Below are 20,542 nucleotides of genomic sequence, written 5' to 3'. Positions count from 1 at the left end.
TGAACACCTTTTTTATGTCACTTAATTATTAAGGTATAATACCAAATCCAATAATAATTAATATAGAGCATATAAATAAAACTATATTCCCTCCAAATCCTACTTTAGATAAGATTCTAATGACTTTATTTTCTGGAGGTTTTTGAGGAGTTAATGCATCCTGCTCCTAATGTCCAATAAACAAATAATAGAAACAAATTCAAATGTTGGCGACACCCCTGCTAGTCTTAACCCAATAAACTAATAATGATAAAATTATTAGAACTACTGCTGCTACAAGAAGATAATATTTTTCTTTAAAGCTATTATTCATTAAAGAAAATATACAAAAGTTTTTTGTGTATTTACCCTTTGTCATGATATCAAAGACAAAATAAACTATTGGTATCATATACCCTATGCTTACATTTTCAGTAAGGGAAGCAACAAATAACCCTAATCCGCCTAGAAATAATGCAGATATAAATGTTCCCATTATTAACCTTCCTGAAGTAAAGGTTCCACCAAGATAAATCAATATATTAACAAATAATGCTATTAGTGATACTAGTAAAATTACTGATATTAGTATTCTTATTATATAAACCAATATAGGAGAAATAGCCTTTGCGTTTATTGTCTCTTTTATATTTCCGTCTTCCTCCGGTGTAAAGATTGGCACTAGAATCACTACTCCAATCATTATAATAAATTGCTCACATATCTTTGCAGCCATTGGAAAATCCAAATTAGTAATGCTAAAGATTATGGGAGCTACAATTAATAATACAATTGAGAATAATATATTATTTCGAAAAGCTATTCTTAAATTTACCTTTGAAATTTGTAAAACATTTCGAATACTTATCATAAAAATCAATCCTTCCTATTCTCTTTAGATTTAATATATAAATAGATGCAATCACGAAAATTGCCGATAGCGATATAAAGAACATTCTATTTAAAAATATATTATTTATAATAGAAACAAATTCATCTCTCTCATATATTGTATTGAATCTTATCATTAATTGACTTAAACCATAACTTCCAATTAATGCACCTTTAAATATAGAGGAGTACCACCAAATCATTTGAACTGGAATAGCTATTGCTGTTTCTGTAAGAAGAGTTAAAAACATCCCTACCGCAGTTACTGCCATAAGCGTTGGCATAAGCCATCCTATTGAATATTTAAAAAACGCAAAATAATCTACCATTAAATTAAGTTTTCCACTAATACTTGCGGCCTGAAATGTTGAGACGATTGCAAGTAAGAAAATTGGAACCATCATCATTATAACTAAGGCACTATACCTCGACAGGATTAACTTAGTAGAGCTTACTCTTCTACTATAAATGACTTGTTTCATATTGCTTTTTTTATCTTTCCTAATAAAAGATACTACAACAAACACCGGAAATAAGCCCATTACGATTCCCATAAAGTCGCAAAATATCCTTGCAAAACCATTTGTAATCTTATCCTTTTCTATTAAATCTTTATAAGTTTTCATTGCTTCCTCATATGTTATTGGTCTAACGCCAAACCTTCTTAAATTTTCTTTTGAATAATTAGATTGCTCTCCTATTATATTATTAGCTTCCTCCATTAATACTTTAAAGCTAGCATAGTCTTTTGAGCTGCTGCTAAAATGTATTTCACTCCATTTTTCGGTTTTATGCAATTTGTCTAACTCGCTTAGAGATTTTCCTGTTATTTGACATAAAATTTCTTCTATCTTTTTCGTGTCTTCCTTATCTAATTTAACATTTTTAAACAAGCTATGTGGATAGGATGAGTATGTTCCTTGCATATGCTCTCCATACATCATTGATGTTGATTTAGAAATAATTTGTTCTGGTATCTCTTTAAAGGTAGATCCATAAGGATACCCATCATTCTCTTTATTGTACTTTTCAACATCTTGAACATAAGAAGGCTTTATCAAAGCACTTCCTTGATACTGTGGATCATTTCCTTTTATACTTGAATAGTATTGGGTATTATAAAATACTATGGCGATACAAATAAAAACTATATAAATCAAACTCTTACCTAATTGCTTACATTCCTTTGAAAATAGATTAAACATTATCTATCCCTCCAATCATAAGCATGTACGAATCTTCAATATTGGGTTCTCGAATTTGGGCATTATCGCTTGGAGGAACATCTGAGATAACCCTAATGGAGATACTGTCCCCTAACATAATCATACCTGTTATAATATATTTTTGTTTTATTCTTTCTAATTCTTCGGGGTTAACGTTCATAGAAAAAACTTTTCCTTCTGCTTTGCTTTTTAATTCCTGAACAGTTCCTTTAAATATAAGGCTCCCATTATCTAATATTCCAATGTTTTTGCAGGTGGCCTCAATGTCTCCGATTATATGTGTTGAAAGAATAACTATTTTATCCTTTGCTAGTTCACAAAGAAGGTTTCTAAATCGAATTCTCTCCTTTGGATCCAACCCTGCAGTTGGCTCATCAACTATTAGAACTTTTGGATTATGCAAAATTGCTTGAGCTATTCCAAGTCTTCTTTTCATTCCGCCAGACAGAGCCCTAACCTTTACTTTTTTACAATCTAACAAGTTAACCTTTTCTAAAAGTTCTGGAATTACTTTTTTCCTCTCACTTGAGGGAACCTCTGATAAAACTCCTAAATAATCCATGGCTTCATAAACGGATAGATTTGGATAAACTGAGAAGTCCTGAGGAAGATATCCAATAAGTTTTCTTAATTCTTTAGTTTTTAAAATATCTATTCCACAAATGCTGATTTCGCCACTACTTTTATTAAGCAGAGTTGCTAGTATCCTCATCAAAGTAGTTTTGCCTGCTCCATTTCTTCCAAGTAGTCCAAACATCCCCTGATCTATTGTTAAATTAACATCCTTTAAGGCACTCATACCACTGAATTTTTTTGATAAATTATTTATATTAATTTGCATGATTCCTACCTCCTAATTACTGGCGTAAATTTCATTAATTTAGATTCATAATTCATTGACGATAAAAGAGTAATGAATGATAAAATGGCGATTATAGATATATCGATATAAACAAATAAAGAGAGAACTGAAATTCCTATAAACATTAGAATTAAAGCGAAATAGATAAAACACTGTCTTTTCTTAATTTCCTTATCTCTTATTAAAATTCTTTCTATTTCCAATTGTTCATTTTCAACTATTTCAACCTTCTGCCACATTACGCTTAGAAATTCTTCATCTTTTAACATCTATATTCCTCCTTAGCAAGTTTTTGTAGTTTTTTTCTTGCTCTAAAAATAATAATTTTCACTTGACCTACAGACTTAATCATTATCTTTGAAATATCCTTATAGGACATATCCTCATATTCATAAAGGTACAATGCAGTCTTATACTCCTTATTTAATTTACCTAATAATTCTGTTACAAATAATCTGTCTTCCTTTTTCATAACAATATCCTCTGCGGAAGGTGTCCGTAGCTTTATATCATCAATATTTACTGGCTTTTGTTTTCTTAGATAATCGATGCACTTATTCCTTACCACTGTATATAAGAATGTTTTAAAACTATATTTATTCTTATAATCCATTCTTTTTACATAAATTAAAGCAAAACTATCCTGTATAATATCCTCTGATATAAATTCATCTTTTACATATTTCTGTGCAAACCTTAAAGCCTTTAATCTGTGTCTAATAACAATCTCCTCAAAAGCTTTTTTATTACCACTTTTGACTAGATCCATTATTGTATTATCATCAATCAAATCATCACCTCTTTGCGAAAAAACCATAGCTTAACTATTTTATTATACTTCTTACACGTATAAGTTCATAAAAAGTTACACTATAAGAAAAATTTTCATGTGAATTAAATTATCACCTGCGATGCTGCAATATTAAAAAGCTAGCAAGGAGATGCTAACCTCCAAACTAGCTTTTTAGAAAAACATTAATGTTACCTTATATATTTTCTATTTTTAGTGCATCAATAATATTCTCTTTTTTAATCTTTGAAGTTGCATATATCATCGTTGAACGGACAATTGCAAATACAGCAATTATAGTCACAATAACACTACCCCATGGAACAGCAAATTGAATATCGAATGAGTCCCTCAAAACCCTGTAAATCAAATACATCATTCCAAAACTAATAGGAAGCCCATAGAGCAAGCTCTTAATTCCATAAAACCAGCTTTCGTAATTAATCATTTTATTGAAACTCTTTGGTGTCATTCCAACGGATTTAAGCATTGCAAATTCCCGTCTACGTAGGGATATGCTAGTTGATATGGTATTTAAAATATTAGCTACGCAAATAGAGGTAATAATTGCTATAAAGCTATAGAAAAATACATAGATAAAGGTCATTTGTTGCCTGGCTTGTTTATTTTGCATTGTAAAATCAGTAATAGTTACACTTGCAATTGAGGTCTTATTTTCATATTCCTTAATACTTTCCACAAGCTTTGTAGGATTAGAACTTTTAATAAGCATATCAACCTGGCTAATCTCAGATATTTTTGGCAGCTTCCCTTGTATACTAGCATACACATCCTTTGATACTATGATCATAGGTTCTTCTATATTAGTTAACTTGGTTTCACCAATAGGCGTCTTATCTGCAAGGGCTGCTATTTCTAATAAAACACTATATTCATTAGGCTTATTACCTACAGTATCTGTAAATTTCAATTTTTCTCCTGGCTTAATATTAAAGCGGTTCATACGTAGGTATTTATAATCCGCTTTGATAGACACAGTGTTAATGAGTATGCCAGATGGATTTACAATATCTTTTAAACTAGTAAGATCAGTTCCCGTTTCTTTAGCGTATCTTTTAAGTGCGGCCTCATCAATAGATTTTATCGTAAAATGTGTTTTATAATTTTTAGCCTTTTCATCTTTATTATTTGGTGAAATCCTTGCTTTAATTTCATCAGGAATTAAACTGCTTTTAACATCTACTACAGCATTATTCATAGTTTCTTCAATAATACTTTCATCCACATATTTCATTTTTGTTATGGCATTATAAAAATTCTTTTTCTCTTGTAATGTAGCAGAGGATGTTACAAAAACATTAACATCATAAGGCATATTATTAACTTTACTTTCTGCTGATTTTTGAAACAGCAAGGATAGGGATGAAACTGATAAAAATAGGACAATACTAATAACTAAGGAAAATATGGTAGTTTTATATCTGCGACTATTGCGCTTTAAGTTTTTAAGCCCAAGCTCTGCTTCAAATCCAAATATAAATCTTGTCTGTTTAGATGTTTTCACAACTCTACTGGTGAGCTTGATGTCTCGTGATTGACACAGCGCATCAATAGGCGATATCTTAGATGCACTCTTTGCGGGAATGTAAGCTGATATTAAAATAGTAATAATAGAAAGTAATATAGCCACTAGTATTGCACCTGGAGATATTACAAGCTTTAGTTTAACAACTATTCCGAAGCCTTCTATTAGCGGTTGCACAAGCTTAAAAGTTATACCCATTGCTACTGTCCCCAAAAATACACCTATAGGAATACCGATAACCCCAACAACAAAACCTTCAAAAAATACAGATTTACTCTTTTGCTTTTTTGTTGCGCCTACACTTGCAAGCATCCCTAAATAACGGCTACGTTCCGAAATTGAAATTGCGAAGGAATTATATATAAGCGCTACGGAACCTATAATTATAATAACCATCATTATACTTGCAAGAATATATAGAGTTAAGAGTAAATGATCATTAATAATTCCATAGTACCTTAAAAGGCTACTATTGTAGATTTTATTATCGCTAGGAATTCCTATTCTTTCCGAAAGCTTATTTGCTTGTGTATTTACTTTTTTGCTCACATTTTTCCAAACTACTGATATATCAACAGTGTCAGTAGGCGCAAGCTCCGTTTTATCAAGATAGGATATCACTGTATAGCCAGGTGACCAGTAGAGTTCGAAGTTGGGTCTACTTATAATTCCTGTTATAGTATATTCTTTTTTATATTCCTCAATAAGTTTTTCACCTTTTTTATCTTTGCCTTGCTTTTGGAAGCTATAAATCTGTCCAAGGGCTTCCTTATTTCCATCTTCATAACGCTTTCCAACATCTAATTTAAGCACGTCACCAACCTTATATGCCACGCCACCATTTTCTGAAATCTGAGAAGATATAACTATTTCATTTGATTTTTTAGGGAGACGACCCTTAACTAAATCTAAATTAAAGCTTTCCATGCCCTGCTTATCATATTCTTCTATAAAAAGATAGGGTTTACTCTTATTTTTAGAACCTTCAAGCTTTGAATATCCTATATTCCTGCTTAAAGCTGCATTTGCCGTATTTTTATCATTCATCACTTCATTAATGTTTTCACTACGTAAATTGTTATAGCGTACATGCCAATTTCCTGTATCCTCTATGGTATTTTTCTTCATCATACTAAGGAAAGACATCACGGAGGTAGGTATGGCTGTTATCATAGAAACTGATAATATAACACCAATAATTGTAACAATAGTACGCTTTTTATTTGATTTCATGTGACGAAGGGTCAAAGAATTTATGATATTCATCTTCGAATCACCTCATCCTTTGCGATTCGCCCATCTTCAATTGAAATTATTCGGTCTGCCTGCAAAGCAATGCGTTCATCATGAGTGATTATTATTAAGGTCTGATGGTATTTTTTATTTGACAGCTTTAGAAGTTCTATTATTTCTCCACTGTTTTTGCTATCAAGGTTTCCTGTAGGCTCATCTGCAAGTACGAGCGCTGGGTTATTAATCAATGCCCTTCCTATTGATACACGTTGCTGTTGACCACCTGAAAGCTGATTAGGCAGATGATTTAATCTATCTACAAGGCCCAGCGTGTTAATTATCTCATCTAGTTGACCATTTTTTATTTTTTGACCATCCAGTAATAGCGGTAGGGTAATATTTTCTTCTACATTCAAAACTGGTATTAAATTATAAAATTGATAGATAAGACCTATTTGCCTACGTCTAAATATGGCAAGCTTTGTTTCATCCATTTCGTAAATGTCAGCATTCTCTACAAAAACCTTTCCACTTGTTGGCGTATCAACGCCACCCAATATATGTAAAAGTGTTGATTTGCCCGACCCCGATGGTCCAATAATTGCAACAAACTCCCCTTTATTGACTGAAAACGACACATTATCTAGAGCCTTTACAGATGATTCACCCCTACCATATATTTTAGACAGATTTTCTACTCTTAATATCTCCATTGCTGCTCACTCCTCTGTTAGTTTGTAACCTTAGTATATCTGTCTAATATGACTTTACAGTGACTATTTGTGTGACGATTTTGTCACACAACACTTTTATAAATCTTTATAATAAATTTTGTACCTTTGTTTTTCTCACTGGTAACTTCAATTGTACCACCTTGTTTCTGCAAAATGATTTTTGACATGGCGAGTCCAATACCTATACTGTCGTTGGGAGCATTGATGCCCTTATAAAAGCGATCGAATATATGTGGTAAATCCTCCTTATGGATCCCCTCACCATTATCAAATATTTTCATCATTGTATATATTGGAGTTTCGCAAAAATCAACACCTATATTTCCACCACAAGGTGTATGCTCAACACAATTTTTTATTATATTTGAAGCAGCCTCTGAGGACCAATTAAAATCGCCAATAAACTCAGTATGCTCATCACCGCTAATTTCAAGGGTTTGATCTTTAAGTTCCATAGGAATTAGCAGATGATGCGTAGCCCTACTGATAAGCTCCCGTACATTTACATTCTCTTTTTTTAACTCAATTGTACCTGCATCAATCTTAGATAACTTTAGTAGTGACGCAACAAGCCACTTAAGTCTTTCAAGTTGTGACCGAATATTTTGGGTGAATTCTTGGCGTTTATCCTGGGGTAGACTTTTGTCACATATAAGGTCTGTCATAACAAACATTGAAGTTATTGGAGTTTTAAGTTGATGGGAAATATCAGAAATTGAATCCGAAAGAAAAAGTTTATCTTTCTTTAATAGTTCAGCCTGTTCATATAAAGTCACAGTTACTTTGTATATTTCATTTTTAAGTATACTAAGCTCGCCTTCATCATTATCTCTAATATCAAGGGAATAATCTCCACTTGTAATTATCCTTAGATACTCAGATAATTGGTCTAATTGATTATATCTCCATCTGGTAAAAATGAAAGATATAACAATTATTAAAAGCAAAACTAAAAGTGCTATAATTCCTGCAATTATATTAACGAAAAAACAGGCAACTGATCCTATTAGTGAAATTGAAACCAAAAGAGTTATATATATCTTTATTTCTTTATTTCGTAGAATATTAATCACCTCCCTTATATCCAATTCCACGAACTGTTTTTATAATTGTTGGATTTTTGCTGTCATCCTCAATTTTTTCACGCAAACGTTTAATATATACCGTTAAAGTATTGTCATTCACAAAATCCCCTGCAAAATCCCATAGACCTTCTAAAAGTTGATTGCGATCAATAACTTGCCTCTGATTATTTGCAAAGATTAGAAGTAGTCGGTATTCAAGAGATGTTAATGTAACTTCATTCGCTTCTTTATACACTTTTGCCTGTGTAGTGTCTATCTTTATACCGCTAAACTCAATGATTGTTTTTGTAATTTCTGTTTTATCATATCTGCGAAGTACAGATTTAATTCGAGATAGAAGCTCTCTTATACGAAATGGCTTTGTTATATAGTCATCTGCCCCCATATCAAGCCCCATAACTACATTAACTTCATCATCTATTGCCGTTAGAAATATTACTGGTATATCTTCCTTTGCCTTAATTATTTTACAAATATCGTAGCCGCTTCCATCTGGAAGAGATAAATCAAGTATTGCCAAGTTAAAGCTATTTTTATGCAGCATAGTTTTTGCTGACTCCACATTCAAGCAGTGGGTAACAAAATACCCCTCCTGAGTCAGTGAGTAGCAAAGCCCTGATGCAATTATTCTATCATCCTCAACAAATAGTATTTTCATTGTGTAAATCTCCTTTGTATACCTAGTAAGTATTATCTTTCTTCTATTTTATCACATTATCTATCTCATAATTTAAATAAAAACGATAGTTTGATGTTAAAATGAATAACCCTACGTAAAGGTATTCCTTTGCGTAGGGTTAAAAACTTATAAAATGTATTCATAAAGTATAACAAAACATTTTAACAAATTAGATATTCGTGTTCTTTATGTCAACAGACGTTTATTTTAATATCCATGATGGAACATTCTTCTCCGTCTTCTTCTCCTTCGTCCAAGTAAATCTCTGATAAACAGTATTCTGGTTAAATCTTGAATCGGACCTCTTCTGCCTTGACGGCGTGTGTCTCTCATATCCTCATCATCATTATCATCGTCATCCCTATAATGTTTTTCACACTTTTCAGATACTTCTTTACACATATGCTCCATTTCATCCTTACTAGGGCAATACATTGGGCCATACTTGGATTCCATCATATCACAATGTTTTTTTACCATGGGATATATCATTCTATAGATTTTAGGATACATGCTTTTTAAATCTTCATCAGCTTCATCATGCATTGCCATATTCATCATAGGCATACTCATCATGGCCATATTCATCATGGCCATATTCATCATGGGCATGCTCATCATGGGCATGTTCATCATAGGCATGTTCTCCATAGGCATGTTCATCATAGGCATATTCTCCATAGGCATATTGGCCATTGGCATATTGGCCATTGGCATATTGGCCATTGGGATTTTCGTCATAGGCATATTGGCCATAGGAATTTTTTGTCCAACATTTTCACAGTCTTTATAACGGTAGTCGTACATAAGTACCTCCAAAATAATATTCACCATTTATATTATTCTGCTTTCGCTGTTTTGTTACAAATACCTATTTCCAGTGATTCCTTTAAGCCTTATTATATTGTTTAACACTATTTTAAATTCTATTTTTAAGAATTTTTCTATAAATCAAAGTTCCAAATCGAATTGGTAAGGCAAGAAACATTCCTATGGATGCAATTGCGTTACCAATAAATAATGAAGAAAGTGGATCCATTAGTGAATTGTCATTAACAAGATAAGTCCAAGTTGAAGAGGGTGGGTTTATCCGCTGTTTTAAGTTAATGAGTCCATGCGTTGATAAATCTAACGTTTCAAAATCTTGTAAAATTCTCGTTTGTATCTCTTGCTGCATCGTCTGAAATATGCCAGCTGTTTCTATTTGAAATGCTTGCAACGGATCTTTAAGCCTTAGTATACTTAACTTTACTCCCTCTTTAAGATATTCTACATGAGCGAGGTAATCAGCCCAAACTTCATCGATATTATATAGTGCTACTTGTTTTTCAAGTTCCTTTACGATGTCTTCACTAAAGAAGTTAATTAATTTTGTAAATAGCTGTGGATTTTCCAGGCTTAATATATTAAAAGGTAAAATATCATATACTATTTCCATTCTCCTTTGGTGAACAACAAGTCGCTGATTTTCTATGATAAAGGAATACTGCCATAATTCTCTACGTAAATCGGAATCCTGGCCCTGGATAATCCTCTGAACGTGTTCTATTTTACCTGCTATCTTAGGATTAAGCAAAGGTTCTTCTTGTATAGAAGATCTAATTGCCACAGGTATTATTTCATCGATACCATATCTTTTAATGAGGTCATCTTCAAGGCTTATAAAGAATTTTGACATGCCAATATCACCTTGACGGCCAGTTCTTCCTTTAAGCTGCTTATCAATGCGTTTACTCTCATACCTATTAGTACCTATAACATATAATCCTCCAAGGGAAACTATCTTATCTTTATTAGCTCCATCTAGGCCCCCAAGTTTTATATCAGCACCCCTGCCAGCCATATTAGTTGAAACAGTAACTGCATAAAGAGTACCTGCTTGTTCAATGATATGTGCTTCAAGTTCATCATTTTTTGCGTTTAAAATTTTATATTTAACGCCTAGCTTATTTAATTCTTCAGCCAAATATTCTGATTCTGCTACACTACAAGTGCCGATTAAAATAGGCTGTCCTGTGTCATGTACTCTTTTGATTTCCGAGCTCAAAGCTTTGTATTTGGCTTTTTTGTGCGTGAATATTACATCAGGATAATCAATTCGATTGCAAGGAATATGTGGTGGAATTACTATCACCTCCATGTCATACATCTCGCTGATTTCATTCAATGAGTCCATTGCTGTACCGGTCATCCCTGAAATTTTTTTATAAAGCAAAATGAAACTTTGCAAAGTTATCTGATTCATTATACGTCCTTTTGACTTATGGCTAAGGCACTCCTTGGCCTCAAGGGCTGATTGAATTCCATCGGGCCAACGCCTGTTTTCAGCGATGCGTCCAGTAAACTCGTCTACCATTTCAATTTTACCGTCTCTTACAATATAGTCTATATCCTTCTTCAATAAAGCAATTACATGAAGAATATTGTGTACTTCACTTAATAATTTAAAGTTTTCTTCTGCATATAAATTTTCACAATTAAGCATAGCTTCTGCTCGAAGTAGTCCTTTATTAGTCAAAAATACGTTCCTTTTAACTTCATCTTTCTCATAGTCAACTTCAGGCTCTAGTTTTCTTAAAGCTTCCATTGTTAAACAAAGAGTATCATCAGCAGCGTTCCCTCCTATTGCAATAACTAATGGTATTCTGGCTTCATCAATTATTATGGAATCTGCCTCGTCTATTATGGCAAAATTAAATGGACGTAGCACAATTTCACTTTTTTTATAAGAAAGTGAGTCCATTAAATAATCAAATCCAGCTACCTTGGCAGTTACATATGTAACATCACAACCATAAGCTCTTTGTTTTTCAGGCCGTTTCATAGTTTCCTGTACGAACCCCACAGTTAATCCAAGCATTTCATATACGGGTCCCATCCAAGTTGCATCCCTACGCGCTAAATAATCATTAAAGGTCAGTATATGACATCCACGTCCTGTAAGTGCATTTAAGACTGCGGGGAACACCGCGGCTAAAGTTTTTCCTTCACCGGTCTGCATCTCTATTAATCTTCCATTATGCATAGCTATGCCAGCAATCAGTTGCTCGTCGTAAGTAATGAGTCCTAGTACTCTTTTAACCGCCTGTTTTGTAAGTGCAAAGACTTCTATAATTATGTCATCCATAGATGTATACTCTAAAAGCTTACTCCTGAGCCCATGTGATTTATTTAGAAATTCAGTATTATCCAATGAATCAAATCTAAGACGATTTATTTGTTCTACTGTTTTTTCATAGCTATTATATTCTGCCTTATTTACTAAGTCATGAAATTTTTTTCTAATACTAATGGACATATGAATCACCACTCTTTCAACATAAAATAATTTGATTCTCAATTCACTTAAATAGTACAAACACGTTAGATATTGTAAATTATGACACTGTGTTTTTAGTAATTCAAATCATGCAATAATTTTAAGTCAATTATACCATTATGCACCATAAATTACTGTTTTTAAAAGTGGATGAGTTAATTTATACATACTACTAATTTTCTTTGTCTTAATTGTTTATATTATCCACATTTTTATTTATGTGTTAAACTCAAGGTGAAGCATTCGAAAAGGAGGATATTATGAAAAGACAAAGAAATGTTATAGAGGGCAGTATTTCGGAAAAAGTTTATGTTAAAATTAACGGAGCGAAGATGGGAATGATTATTAAAAGTGAGAATGCATCAAATCCAGTACTGCTTTTTGTTCACGGAGGCCCTGGTATGCCGGAACATCCACTTACCGAAACATACCCTACGGGACTTGAGAAATATTTTACGGTAGCATGGTGGAATCAGCGTGGCGCGGGTTTGTCCTATAGCAGTGATATCTCAGCAAAAACAATGACAACAGAACAGTTTGTATCTGACACAATAGAAGTAACGAACTATCTGCGTAAACGGTTTGGACAAGATAAAATATACCTTATGGGACACTCATGGGGTTCATACATAGCTATAGAGGCAGCGGCAAAATCATATGAGTTATACCATGCTTATATTGGTGTCGGACAAATATCAAATCAAATGGAATCGGAAAAAATTGCATATAAATATATGCTTAAGTACTACAAGGTAACAGGTGATGAAAAAACTGTAAAGAAGCTTCAGGCAATACCTATTGAAACAATGGATCATCTGCCAGATGCATACAATAAAATAAGGGATAATGTGATGCATAGAGCAGGAATTGGTACAACACATAAGATGAAATCAGTAGTCACCGGAATTTTTATGCCAGTTATGCAGAATCGCGAATATACCTTGAGAGAAAAAATTAATATATGGCGTGGAAAAGCATTTTCAAATTCTACTGTTTTAAACGAGGAGCTTTACAGAACGGGTTTGAGTAACAAGATAACAAAACTTGATATTCCGGTATATTTCTTTTCGGGAATATATGATTATACGGTAAACTATTCGATGTCGGAAGCTTATCTTAAAAAACTTGGTGCACCTGCAAAGGGATTTTATCTTTTTAAGGAATCTGCCCACAGTCCAATATATGAAGAGTCTGAAAAAGTGTTACAGATTATACAGCAGGATGTATTAAAAGGCAGGAATGATCTAGCTGACACATATTAATACAAAGTATGATCATAATATTTAGTACAAATTATTTATCTATTATATATAAGTAAGATAAGATGAATTTTTATGACATAACATTTTCAGTGTATTCTTTGATAGTAATATTGTTACCATAAATTTACTACTATTCAAATTCGCTTAGAAATCAACATTTATATATCTCGCTTTGAAATCTCAGTTTGGTCTAAATTTGACTTTACCGTTTTAATACTAGAAGATTTCTCTTTTTCATTGCTTCTCTTTATATCTTTTTCAAGAAAATTGGACTAATGAAGTGCCCAATTATAAAATTAATTCCGCTTGTCATGATAAAAATAACTACTTATTTCAGCAATCATCATAATCGTAAAAATGATGCCGAAACAACTGAAAATGCCGAGACACACATCATTTTTTGTTACTCCCCATACAACCATTGATAGTATTAAAAAAGTAACACAAGTGATCAGTGTAATATTAAAAGCACTGGTTTTTGATTTCATATTAATTAAATTTACTCTTTCATCATCATTTTGAACATCCTGTTTTGTACATCTGCTACTCAAACCTCTCCATATTTCTGTAACTCCAAATAGAATACAAAAAATAGCTAATATAATAGACTTGGTAATTCTTAAAGGATTTAAAGTATTAAACTGCGTAATTGTATCTGGAATGCTAATTGCTGCTAAGAATAAAAATATTATACCACTCCAAAATTTCTTTTTATTATATATTTTTTTCTTCATTTTCTAAATTCTCCTTTAAACAATATAATTTTTCAATAGTGGTGTTGAAAACGGAAGCTATCTTATATGCAAGCATAATTGAGGGGTTATACTGTCCTTTTTCAAGTGAAATAATCGTTCTTGATGAAACTGAATATATTCCTTAATTGTGTATCCGGCCAGAGAATAAAAAATTCTATATAAACCAGCAAGTTACATACAAGCTTCATTAGCAACCCTTTGCAGTTCAAACTTGTTTTCAATATTTAATTCAATATAATTCATTACTTAACCCTCATCAGCTGATATATTCACATTAACTTTTTTTCAGCCTCTTGCCTTGACTTTTTTCTCAATTTTTAATACAACTTAATAAAACATATATTTAACTATGACATATTACCATAAATTGAGTATATTTACAATTCTTTAGAAATGGGTAATAGCATCAAAGTGAATGTAACTCAATTGGTATTATAGTGATTTGTTTTTGAATTGTTATTATCTAAAGTTATATTTATTAATCAACAAATTTAAATAATTCTTCAACTGTCGTAATAGGTGTATATTTACGAAGCTGATTATATCTACTGTCCAACAAATCAAAATAATCATAGCTTACGGGCCTTGCTAATTTCTTAGCTTCCTCAACAGAGGCTACAAGCTTGCACCATGGCATTACAGATTCTAACGTTTTAAATGGGTCTAAATTCTCATCCCTTGCCTTATTTCAACCAGTCAGTCAAAACCAACCTGCCAGGATGATGAGGCGCTGATTAAACGGCTTTATGTATAGCTTGATAAAAATTATTATTTCCATTTTATCTTTAAGTTTGGTAGAAAACACTTTTTTTATAGCTGAAACACGAAAACTCAAATTAAGTTCTATTGCTTTTTCTGTAATTTGAAACGATAATAATATAAGAGGCATTATGCAATTTTGATACATTGTAGTATTATTAGACAGAAAAAGCAGGGAGGGATCAACAGTGAATACAATTTTATTGGTAGAAGATGATTTGAGTATTATTGATGGGCTAGAGTTTTCACTCCGAAAGAATGGCTTTCATATTGCCTTAGCACGAACCGTAAGGGAATGCTTTTTGATGCTTAGTGATAAGAAGTATGATTTGTTGCTACTCGATTTGACCTTACCTGATGGAAGCGGTTTTGACATCTGTAAGAAAGTACGGCAATCCTCCGATGTACCAATTATATTTTTAACGGCTTCCGATGAAGAGGTCAATATTGTAATGGGTTTGGATATTGGTGGGGATGACTATATTACAAAACCTTTCAAATTAAATGAACTGATTTCGCGAGTCAATGCTTTGCTTCGCCGTTCTCACATTCCTAGCCAAGAACCTATTGAATTGAAATCTAATGATATTACCATCAAACTGTTCGAAAGCCGAGTATTTAAGGATTCTAAAGAAATAGAACTTACTACGGTGGAGTACCGTCTTCTGCACCTGCTCATGCAAAATCAAAATATTGTGCTCACGAGAAACGTTATATTGGATAAGCTTTGGGACAATAACGGCAACTTCATCGATGATAACACCCTATCCGTCTATGTACGAAGACTAAGAATGAAAATTGAAGATAAAGCTGATAAACCGAAATTTTTATTGACAATACGACGATTAGGCTATAAATGGAGTGTGTTAAAGTGAGGCTATTATATGAGAATTTTTATTAATTACAATATAAGGAAACTATTTTCAGTCGTATCCATAATTCTTTTGTGTTTCATTCTAATAACACAGGTCATGGTATATTTCATGACAAACCAATATAAAAAGGAAATTATTACACACGATTATGCCATTGCCGGATATTTATATCAACAGGATGCAACAACAGACCAGATTGTACCTGCCTTCACTGGTAAAAAAAGTATGAAAGATTATACCATTGGGCGGGAGCTTTTGCAGCCTAAAGGGTATACAGACAGTATAAATAACAAGCTTCTGCCTGAAATTCAAAGTTTCCATCAGAAACTCGAGATTCTGGTACTGATACTTTCCGTTGTTGTATCGATTCTCCTGCTTTCAACATTATTTATTTTTTTTGTCCGGCAGGACAGAAAGCTTGAAAAGGCCAACACGGATATCTTAAGTTTTATGCATGGCAATAAAGATATCCGCTTCAGCGACAATGAGGAAGGTATTGTATCTCAGCTTTTTTCCTCTATAGATGTAATGGCAACATCTCTAACTGCCCATATAACAAAGGAAAAGCAGACAAAGGAGTTCCTAAAGAATACGATATCTGACATATCACATCAGTTAAAAACACCATTGACTGCGCTAAAAATGTACAATGAAATTATTCAGGAAGAAAACATAAACAACGGTGTTGTCGACAGCTTCACCATAAAAAGCAGTAATCAACTGGAACGGATGGAGTATCTAATTCGGAACCTTCTGAAATTGGCACGGCTAGATGCTGACACCATCGAATTAGAGAAAAGCAACTGCCTTATGAAAGATTTGCTAGAATGCATCGTTATAGGTTTCTCCACCCGTGCAAAATCAGAGGACAAGTCAATTATGCTAATGTGCAATAGCTATACCCTGTTAAATTGTGATGGAGGTTGGATACTGGAAGCTTTCAGTAATATTATGAAAAATGCATTGGATCACACCGTTTCGGGAAATGAAGTTCAAATTCTATGCGACGAAACGCCTGTGTTAATCTGTATCACAATTAAAGACAACGGTAGTGGCATCCACCCAGAGGACATCCATTATATTTTCAAACGATTTTATAGAAGCCGATTTTCCAAGGATAAGGATGGTATCGGCATTGGACTTACCCTTGCGAAAACCATTGTCGAAAAACATGGAGGCTCTATAACGGTGGAAAGCACGTTGAACCAAGGAACGACTTTCTATTTGACTTTTCCAAAGCTTACAAATCTGTAAGAAAGAATACACCTATCTGTAAGCTTAGCTTGTTATGCTAATAATAAGATTTAGAACATTGTGCATCATTGTTTCGGGTGAGATATGTTCAATAAATGAGCTTAATAAAAATTCAGAAGAGGTGTTTATATTGGATATTTTAATAGCCAAAAATTTAAGTAAAACTTATGGAAAGGGTGAAGTGAAAGTTGACGCACTGAAAAAGGTATCTTTTTCAGTTGCAAAAGGGGAATTTGTCTCAATAGTAGGACCATCCGGTTCAGGAAAAAGTACACTGCTTAATCTCCTTGGGGCATTGGACTCTCCAACCTCTGGAAATGTATTTCTTGATGGCAAAGACATTTCTGCCATGAAGGAAAAGAATCTCTCCGTCTTCCGCAGACGTAACATTGGGTTTATTTTTCAGGCATTCAATCTAATTCCCGAATTAAATGTAGAAGAGAACATTTTGTTGCCACTGCTGCTTGACTACAAGAAACCGGATATGAAATATATTGCTGAACTTTTGGACATACTTGGGCTCTCCAGCAGGAAACACCACCTTCCAAACCAGCTTTCTGGGGGACAGCAACAGCGCGTAGCAATCGGGCGTGCCCTTTCAACTCGTCCGGCAATTATTCTGGCAGACGAACCCACGGGAAATCTTGATACAAAAAACAGCAAAGAGGTAATCAATCTTTTAAAGCTTTCTGTCGAAAGATATAATCAGACATTAATTATGATTACCCACAATCCGAGTTTTGCCTCCTTCTCGGATCGGGTGCTAAACGTAGAGGATGGTATTGTATCCGAACTAGGGAGGGCTAAAAAATGAAAAACTATCTTGAGCTCGCACCAAAATACCTATCTGCCCATAAACGAAAAACGCGCCTGACTATCACCAGCGTTGCCATGGCTGTTGCACTAGTTGTCGGTATTTTTTCTATGGTAGATGCGTTGGTGAAATTTGAAAAAGCACAAGTACTAAAGGATCAAGGTAACTACCATATTTTAATTCGAAATCCGTCCCCAAGAGAGATTCAAGTCATTGGTAGCCGTATTGATGTACAAAATGCTGGAACCTGGAAAGACCTTGGTGAAGGAACCATCAACAGTGAGAACTGTGCCCTCACATCTCTAGATGAAAATTTCGCGAAAAATATCAACTTTAATCTTAACCAAGGCCGTTACCCGACTTTTAAAAATGAAATTATGCTTGAAAAATGGTTTATGGAAAAATCTAAGCCGGCACATAAAATCGGTGATACAATGACAATTACCTTACCAGACGAAACAGTTCAAGAGTTCATCATTAGCGGTATATACAATGACTGGGGTGCTACCAAAGCTGCTGCTATACCTGCTGTATTCGTGTCAACAAAAATGTCGGAACAGCTAAAAACGAAATCAAGCCAATATTTTGTGCTATTTAAAGATGGTGTAAATATCACACAGGTTGAAGGAGAAATCAAGAAAACTTTGAATATAGTAGATGACCGCATAGGGCGCAACGAAGGTCTTTTAGCCCTCATGATGCAAACAAAAAACAATATCATTTTGAAGATGTATGCTATCGGCGGCGTCTTATTCTTTATCGTCCTTATTACAAGCGTTGTAATGATCTATAACACTTTCAACATTTCAGTAATTGAAAGAGTTCGCCAATTCGGAATTCTGAGATGTATAGGGGCGTCACAGACACAAATAAAGCGTTTGGTAAAAAGAGAAGGCTTATCCATAAGTTTGAGAGCAATCCCCCTTGGCGTATTCGCCGGTATTTTGATAACCTTTATTTGTTCGGCAATAATAAAATTTTACAATAACAAGCTTTTTGGTGATATTTCATTGATTAATTTCAGTGCATTCGGCATTGGCGCGGGTATTGTAATAGGGTTTCTGACAGTCTTTATCTCTTCCTTATTACCTGCAAAAAAAGCTGCAAAAGTTTCTCCTGTAAGTGCCTTGAACGGAAGCGGGGATACAAATATTTCCCAAAAGACAAAGAGAGGCCTTCTTATGAAGATATTTCACGCTGAAATTGTTATTGGCATTAGCAACGCTGTTTACAAGAAGAAAACTCTTTTCTTGATATCTAGTTCTATTGCTCTCAGCATCATTATGTTTATGTGTTTTAGTGTAATCGTCAATCCCACCTTTTTGGGAATGAAAGCTACGGAAGTCTACACTCCTGACGTTTCAATCACATCCTCGCAAGGTATTGGCGAAAATATATACAAGAAACTGTCAACGCTTGGCGGTGTAAAAAGGGTGTATGGAAGAATGTCAAACTATGTGTATGCTACGTTTGACGTTACAAGGCTGACGGACACCTATAAAAAGGAAATGGGTCCCATCAAGACAGAAAGCAATGGCCTTATGGTTGCAACGGAGAGGTCATGGATTGTTTCCTATGATTCAATGCAAATGCAATGGGCAAAGAAATCATTAATGGCTGGAGGTATGGATGAAAATGAACTCAATGCTCAGAATGGTATTGTGGCCGTTGTTAAAAATTACAGAAAAGGAGAATTAGCGGCAGACGCAAGCCTGAAAGTTGGTGATGCTGTCTATATTAAAACTGCTACAGAGACTAAAGAATATAAAGTCATGGGAGTCTTGAGCTCTATGCCTTATGAAAGCGAAAAACAGACATTAACTACATTTATCACCACCCAAAAGCAGTTTACAGAAATCACTAGAGATATAACCTCTAACTATAAGACAATCGATATACAACTGAACAAGGATAATCAAGCACAAACCATAAATGAAATAAAAGCGTTAGTCGGAAATTCAGTGACACTACATGACATTCGTCAGCTAAGCGCAGAAGCAAATAACTCATTTATGACTATCGCAGTATTTATTTACGGATTTGTAGGTATAATTGCACTCATCAGTATTCTAAACATTATCAATACGATGAATACCAACATCACATCCAAAACTAAGTATTTGGGAATTATGCGTGCAATAGGCATGTCTGAGAGACAACTCACAAGAATGGCATTGGCAGAAGCTGTCGTCTATACGGTGAGCGGCTGCATAGCAGGATGCACCCTAGGGGTTCTACTACAGAAAACCCTGATGTCCTTACTTATTTCTAACTGGGAGTTTCCTGTATTGCAAGTCGTACTGATATTCATTATTTCCATTCTAGCTGCATCGTTCTCTATCATCAGTCCATTGAAGAGAATAAAGGCTCGTGGGATTTCTGAAGTCATTGGATCGCTCTAACTGCCAAAAGGACTCATAAAGAAGTGACAAAAACCTCCAATATTTCGCAGATAAACAGATGAAATATGGGGGGGGGT

The 20,542-nt window shown here is 33.8% G+C and carries 19 protein-coding genes; 5 read left to right on the top strand and 14 right to left on the bottom strand.

Translation table 11 applies throughout. The features are described from left to right. Nucleotides 1–199: 199 nt before the first annotated feature. From KTC92_RS03735 to KTC92_RS03685, 11 genes are all read right to left on the bottom strand, one after another. Nucleotides 200–715, bottom strand: coding sequence for an ABC transporter permease (locus KTC92_RS03735; protein WP_258280682.1), 516 nt, complete (start codon nt 713–715; stop codon nt 200–202). 70 nt (nt 716–785) lie between these two features. Further along, on the bottom strand, nt 786–2,075 hold the full coding sequence (locus tag KTC92_RS03730) for an ABC transporter permease (RefSeq protein WP_220287175.1): 1,290 nt from the start codon (nt 2,073–2,075) through the stop codon (nt 786–788). Then, nucleotides 2,068–2,937, bottom strand: coding sequence for an ABC transporter ATP-binding protein (locus KTC92_RS03725; protein ID WP_220287176.1), 870 nt, complete (start codon nt 2,935–2,937; stop codon nt 2,068–2,070). The genes KTC92_RS03730 and KTC92_RS03725 overlap by 8 nt, the downstream gene beginning before the upstream one ends. Before the next feature lie 5 nt (nt 2,938–2,942). Continuing rightward, nucleotides 2,943–3,227 (bottom strand): hypothetical protein, encoded by a 285-nt coding sequence (locus KTC92_RS03720; protein WP_216304062.1) that lies wholly within the window; start codon nt 3,225–3,227, stop codon nt 2,943–2,945. Then, complete coding sequence (locus KTC92_RS03715) at nt 3,221–3,748, bottom strand: RNA polymerase sigma factor (RefSeq protein ID WP_216304063.1); 528 nt, start codon at nt 3,746–3,748, stop codon at nt 3,221–3,223. The genes KTC92_RS03720 and KTC92_RS03715 overlap by 7 nt, the downstream gene beginning before the upstream one ends. A gap of 196 nt (nt 3,749–3,944) precedes the next feature. Next, complete coding sequence (locus KTC92_RS03710) at nt 3,945–6,560, bottom strand: FtsX-like permease family protein (RefSeq protein ID WP_216304064.1); 2,616 nt, start codon at nt 6,558–6,560, stop codon at nt 3,945–3,947. Then, the gene (locus KTC92_RS03705) at nt 6,557–7,240 is read right to left on the bottom strand and encodes an ABC transporter ATP-binding protein (protein WP_216304065.1); all 684 of its coding nucleotides are present in this window, start codon (nt 7,238–7,240) and stop codon (nt 6,557–6,559) included. Before KTC92_RS03705 ends, KTC92_RS03710 begins: the two co-directional genes overlap by 4 nt. Before the next feature lie 83 nt (nt 7,241–7,323). Continuing rightward, the gene (locus KTC92_RS03700; protein WP_309137240.1) at nt 7,324–8,334 is read right to left on the bottom strand and encodes a HAMP domain-containing sensor histidine kinase; all 1,011 of its coding nucleotides are present in this window, start codon (nt 8,332–8,334) and stop codon (nt 7,324–7,326) included. Beyond that, nucleotides 8,327–9,004: a response regulator transcription factor gene (locus KTC92_RS03695; protein WP_216304066.1), complete on the bottom strand. Its 678-nt coding sequence runs from the start codon at nt 9,002–9,004 to the stop codon at nt 8,327–8,329. Before KTC92_RS03695 ends, KTC92_RS03700 begins: the two co-directional genes overlap by 8 nt. Before the next feature lie 228 nt (nt 9,005–9,232). Then, the gene (locus KTC92_RS03690) at nt 9,233–9,832 is read right to left on the bottom strand and encodes a hypothetical protein (RefSeq protein ID WP_220287177.1); all 600 of its coding nucleotides are present in this window, start codon (nt 9,830–9,832) and stop codon (nt 9,233–9,235) included. Nucleotides 9,833–9,944: 112 nt separating this feature from the next. Further along, nucleotides 9,945–12,323 carry a DEAD/DEAH box helicase gene (locus KTC92_RS03685; protein ID WP_258280681.1) on the bottom strand — a complete coding sequence of 793 codons (2,379 nt, stop codon included), beginning with the start codon at nt 12,321–12,323 and terminating at the stop codon, nt 9,945–9,947. Between the two features lie 281 nt (nt 12,324–12,604). Here KTC92_RS03685 and KTC92_RS03680 point away from each other — a divergent pair, with 281 nt between their 5' ends. Continuing rightward, a complete protein-coding gene (locus KTC92_RS03680) occupies nt 12,605–13,606 on the top strand; it encodes an alpha/beta hydrolase (RefSeq protein ID WP_220287179.1) in 1,002 nt (333 codons plus the stop codon). Between the two features lie 296 nt (nt 13,607–13,902). On the opposite strand, the gene KTC92_RS03675 is transcribed toward KTC92_RS03680, so the two are convergent. The 3 genes from KTC92_RS03675 to KTC92_RS03665 form a co-directional block, all read right to left on the bottom strand. Further along, the gene (locus KTC92_RS03675; RefSeq protein WP_220287180.1) at nt 13,903–14,340 is read right to left on the bottom strand and encodes a hypothetical protein; all 438 of its coding nucleotides are present in this window, start codon (nt 14,338–14,340) and stop codon (nt 13,903–13,905) included. Further along, nucleotides 14,321–14,479 (bottom strand): helix-turn-helix transcriptional regulator, encoded by a 159-nt coding sequence (locus KTC92_RS03670; protein ID WP_220287238.1) that lies wholly within the window; start codon nt 14,477–14,479, stop codon nt 14,321–14,323. Before KTC92_RS03670 ends, KTC92_RS03675 begins: the two co-directional genes overlap by 20 nt. A 360-nt stretch (nt 14,480–14,839) precedes the next feature. Then, the gene (locus tag KTC92_RS03665) at nt 14,840–14,998 is read right to left on the bottom strand and encodes a hypothetical protein (RefSeq protein ID WP_220287181.1); all 159 of its coding nucleotides are present in this window, start codon (nt 14,996–14,998) and stop codon (nt 14,840–14,842) included. 310 nt (nt 14,999–15,308) lie between these two features. Here KTC92_RS03665 and KTC92_RS03660 point away from each other — a divergent pair, with 310 nt between their 5' ends. The 4 genes from KTC92_RS03660 (at nt 15,309) to KTC92_RS03645 (ending at nt 20,465) form a co-directional block, all read left to right on the top strand. Beyond that, nucleotides 15,309–15,995 carry a response regulator transcription factor gene (locus KTC92_RS03660; RefSeq protein WP_220287182.1) on the top strand — a complete coding sequence of 229 codons (687 nt, stop codon included), beginning with the start codon at nt 15,309–15,311 and terminating at the stop codon, nt 15,993–15,995. 9 nt (nt 15,996–16,004) lie between these two features. Further along, nucleotides 16,005–17,249 (top strand): sensor histidine kinase KdpD, encoded by a 1,245-nt coding sequence (locus KTC92_RS03655; RefSeq protein WP_220287184.1) that lies wholly within the window; start codon nt 16,005–16,007, stop codon nt 17,247–17,249. Between the two features lie 130 nt (nt 17,250–17,379). Beyond that, the gene (locus KTC92_RS03650; protein WP_220287240.1) at nt 17,380–18,063 is read left to right on the top strand and encodes an ABC transporter ATP-binding protein; all 684 of its coding nucleotides are present in this window, start codon (nt 17,380–17,382) and stop codon (nt 18,061–18,063) included. Next, a complete protein-coding gene (locus tag KTC92_RS03645) occupies nt 18,060–20,465 on the top strand; it encodes an ABC transporter permease (RefSeq protein ID WP_220287186.1) in 2,406 nt (801 codons plus the stop codon). Before KTC92_RS03650 ends, KTC92_RS03645 begins: the two co-directional genes overlap by 4 nt. Nucleotides 20,466–20,542 lie beyond the last annotated feature (77 nt).

The sequence above is a fragment of the Clostridium sp. CM027 genome, assembly GCF_024730565.1.
Lineage (GTDB): Bacteria > Bacillota > Clostridia > Clostridiales > Clostridiaceae > Clostridium_AD > Clostridium_AD estertheticum_B.
Note: the sequence above shows the minus strand (reverse complement) of the source record. Positions and strands in the feature narration are given on the sequence as shown.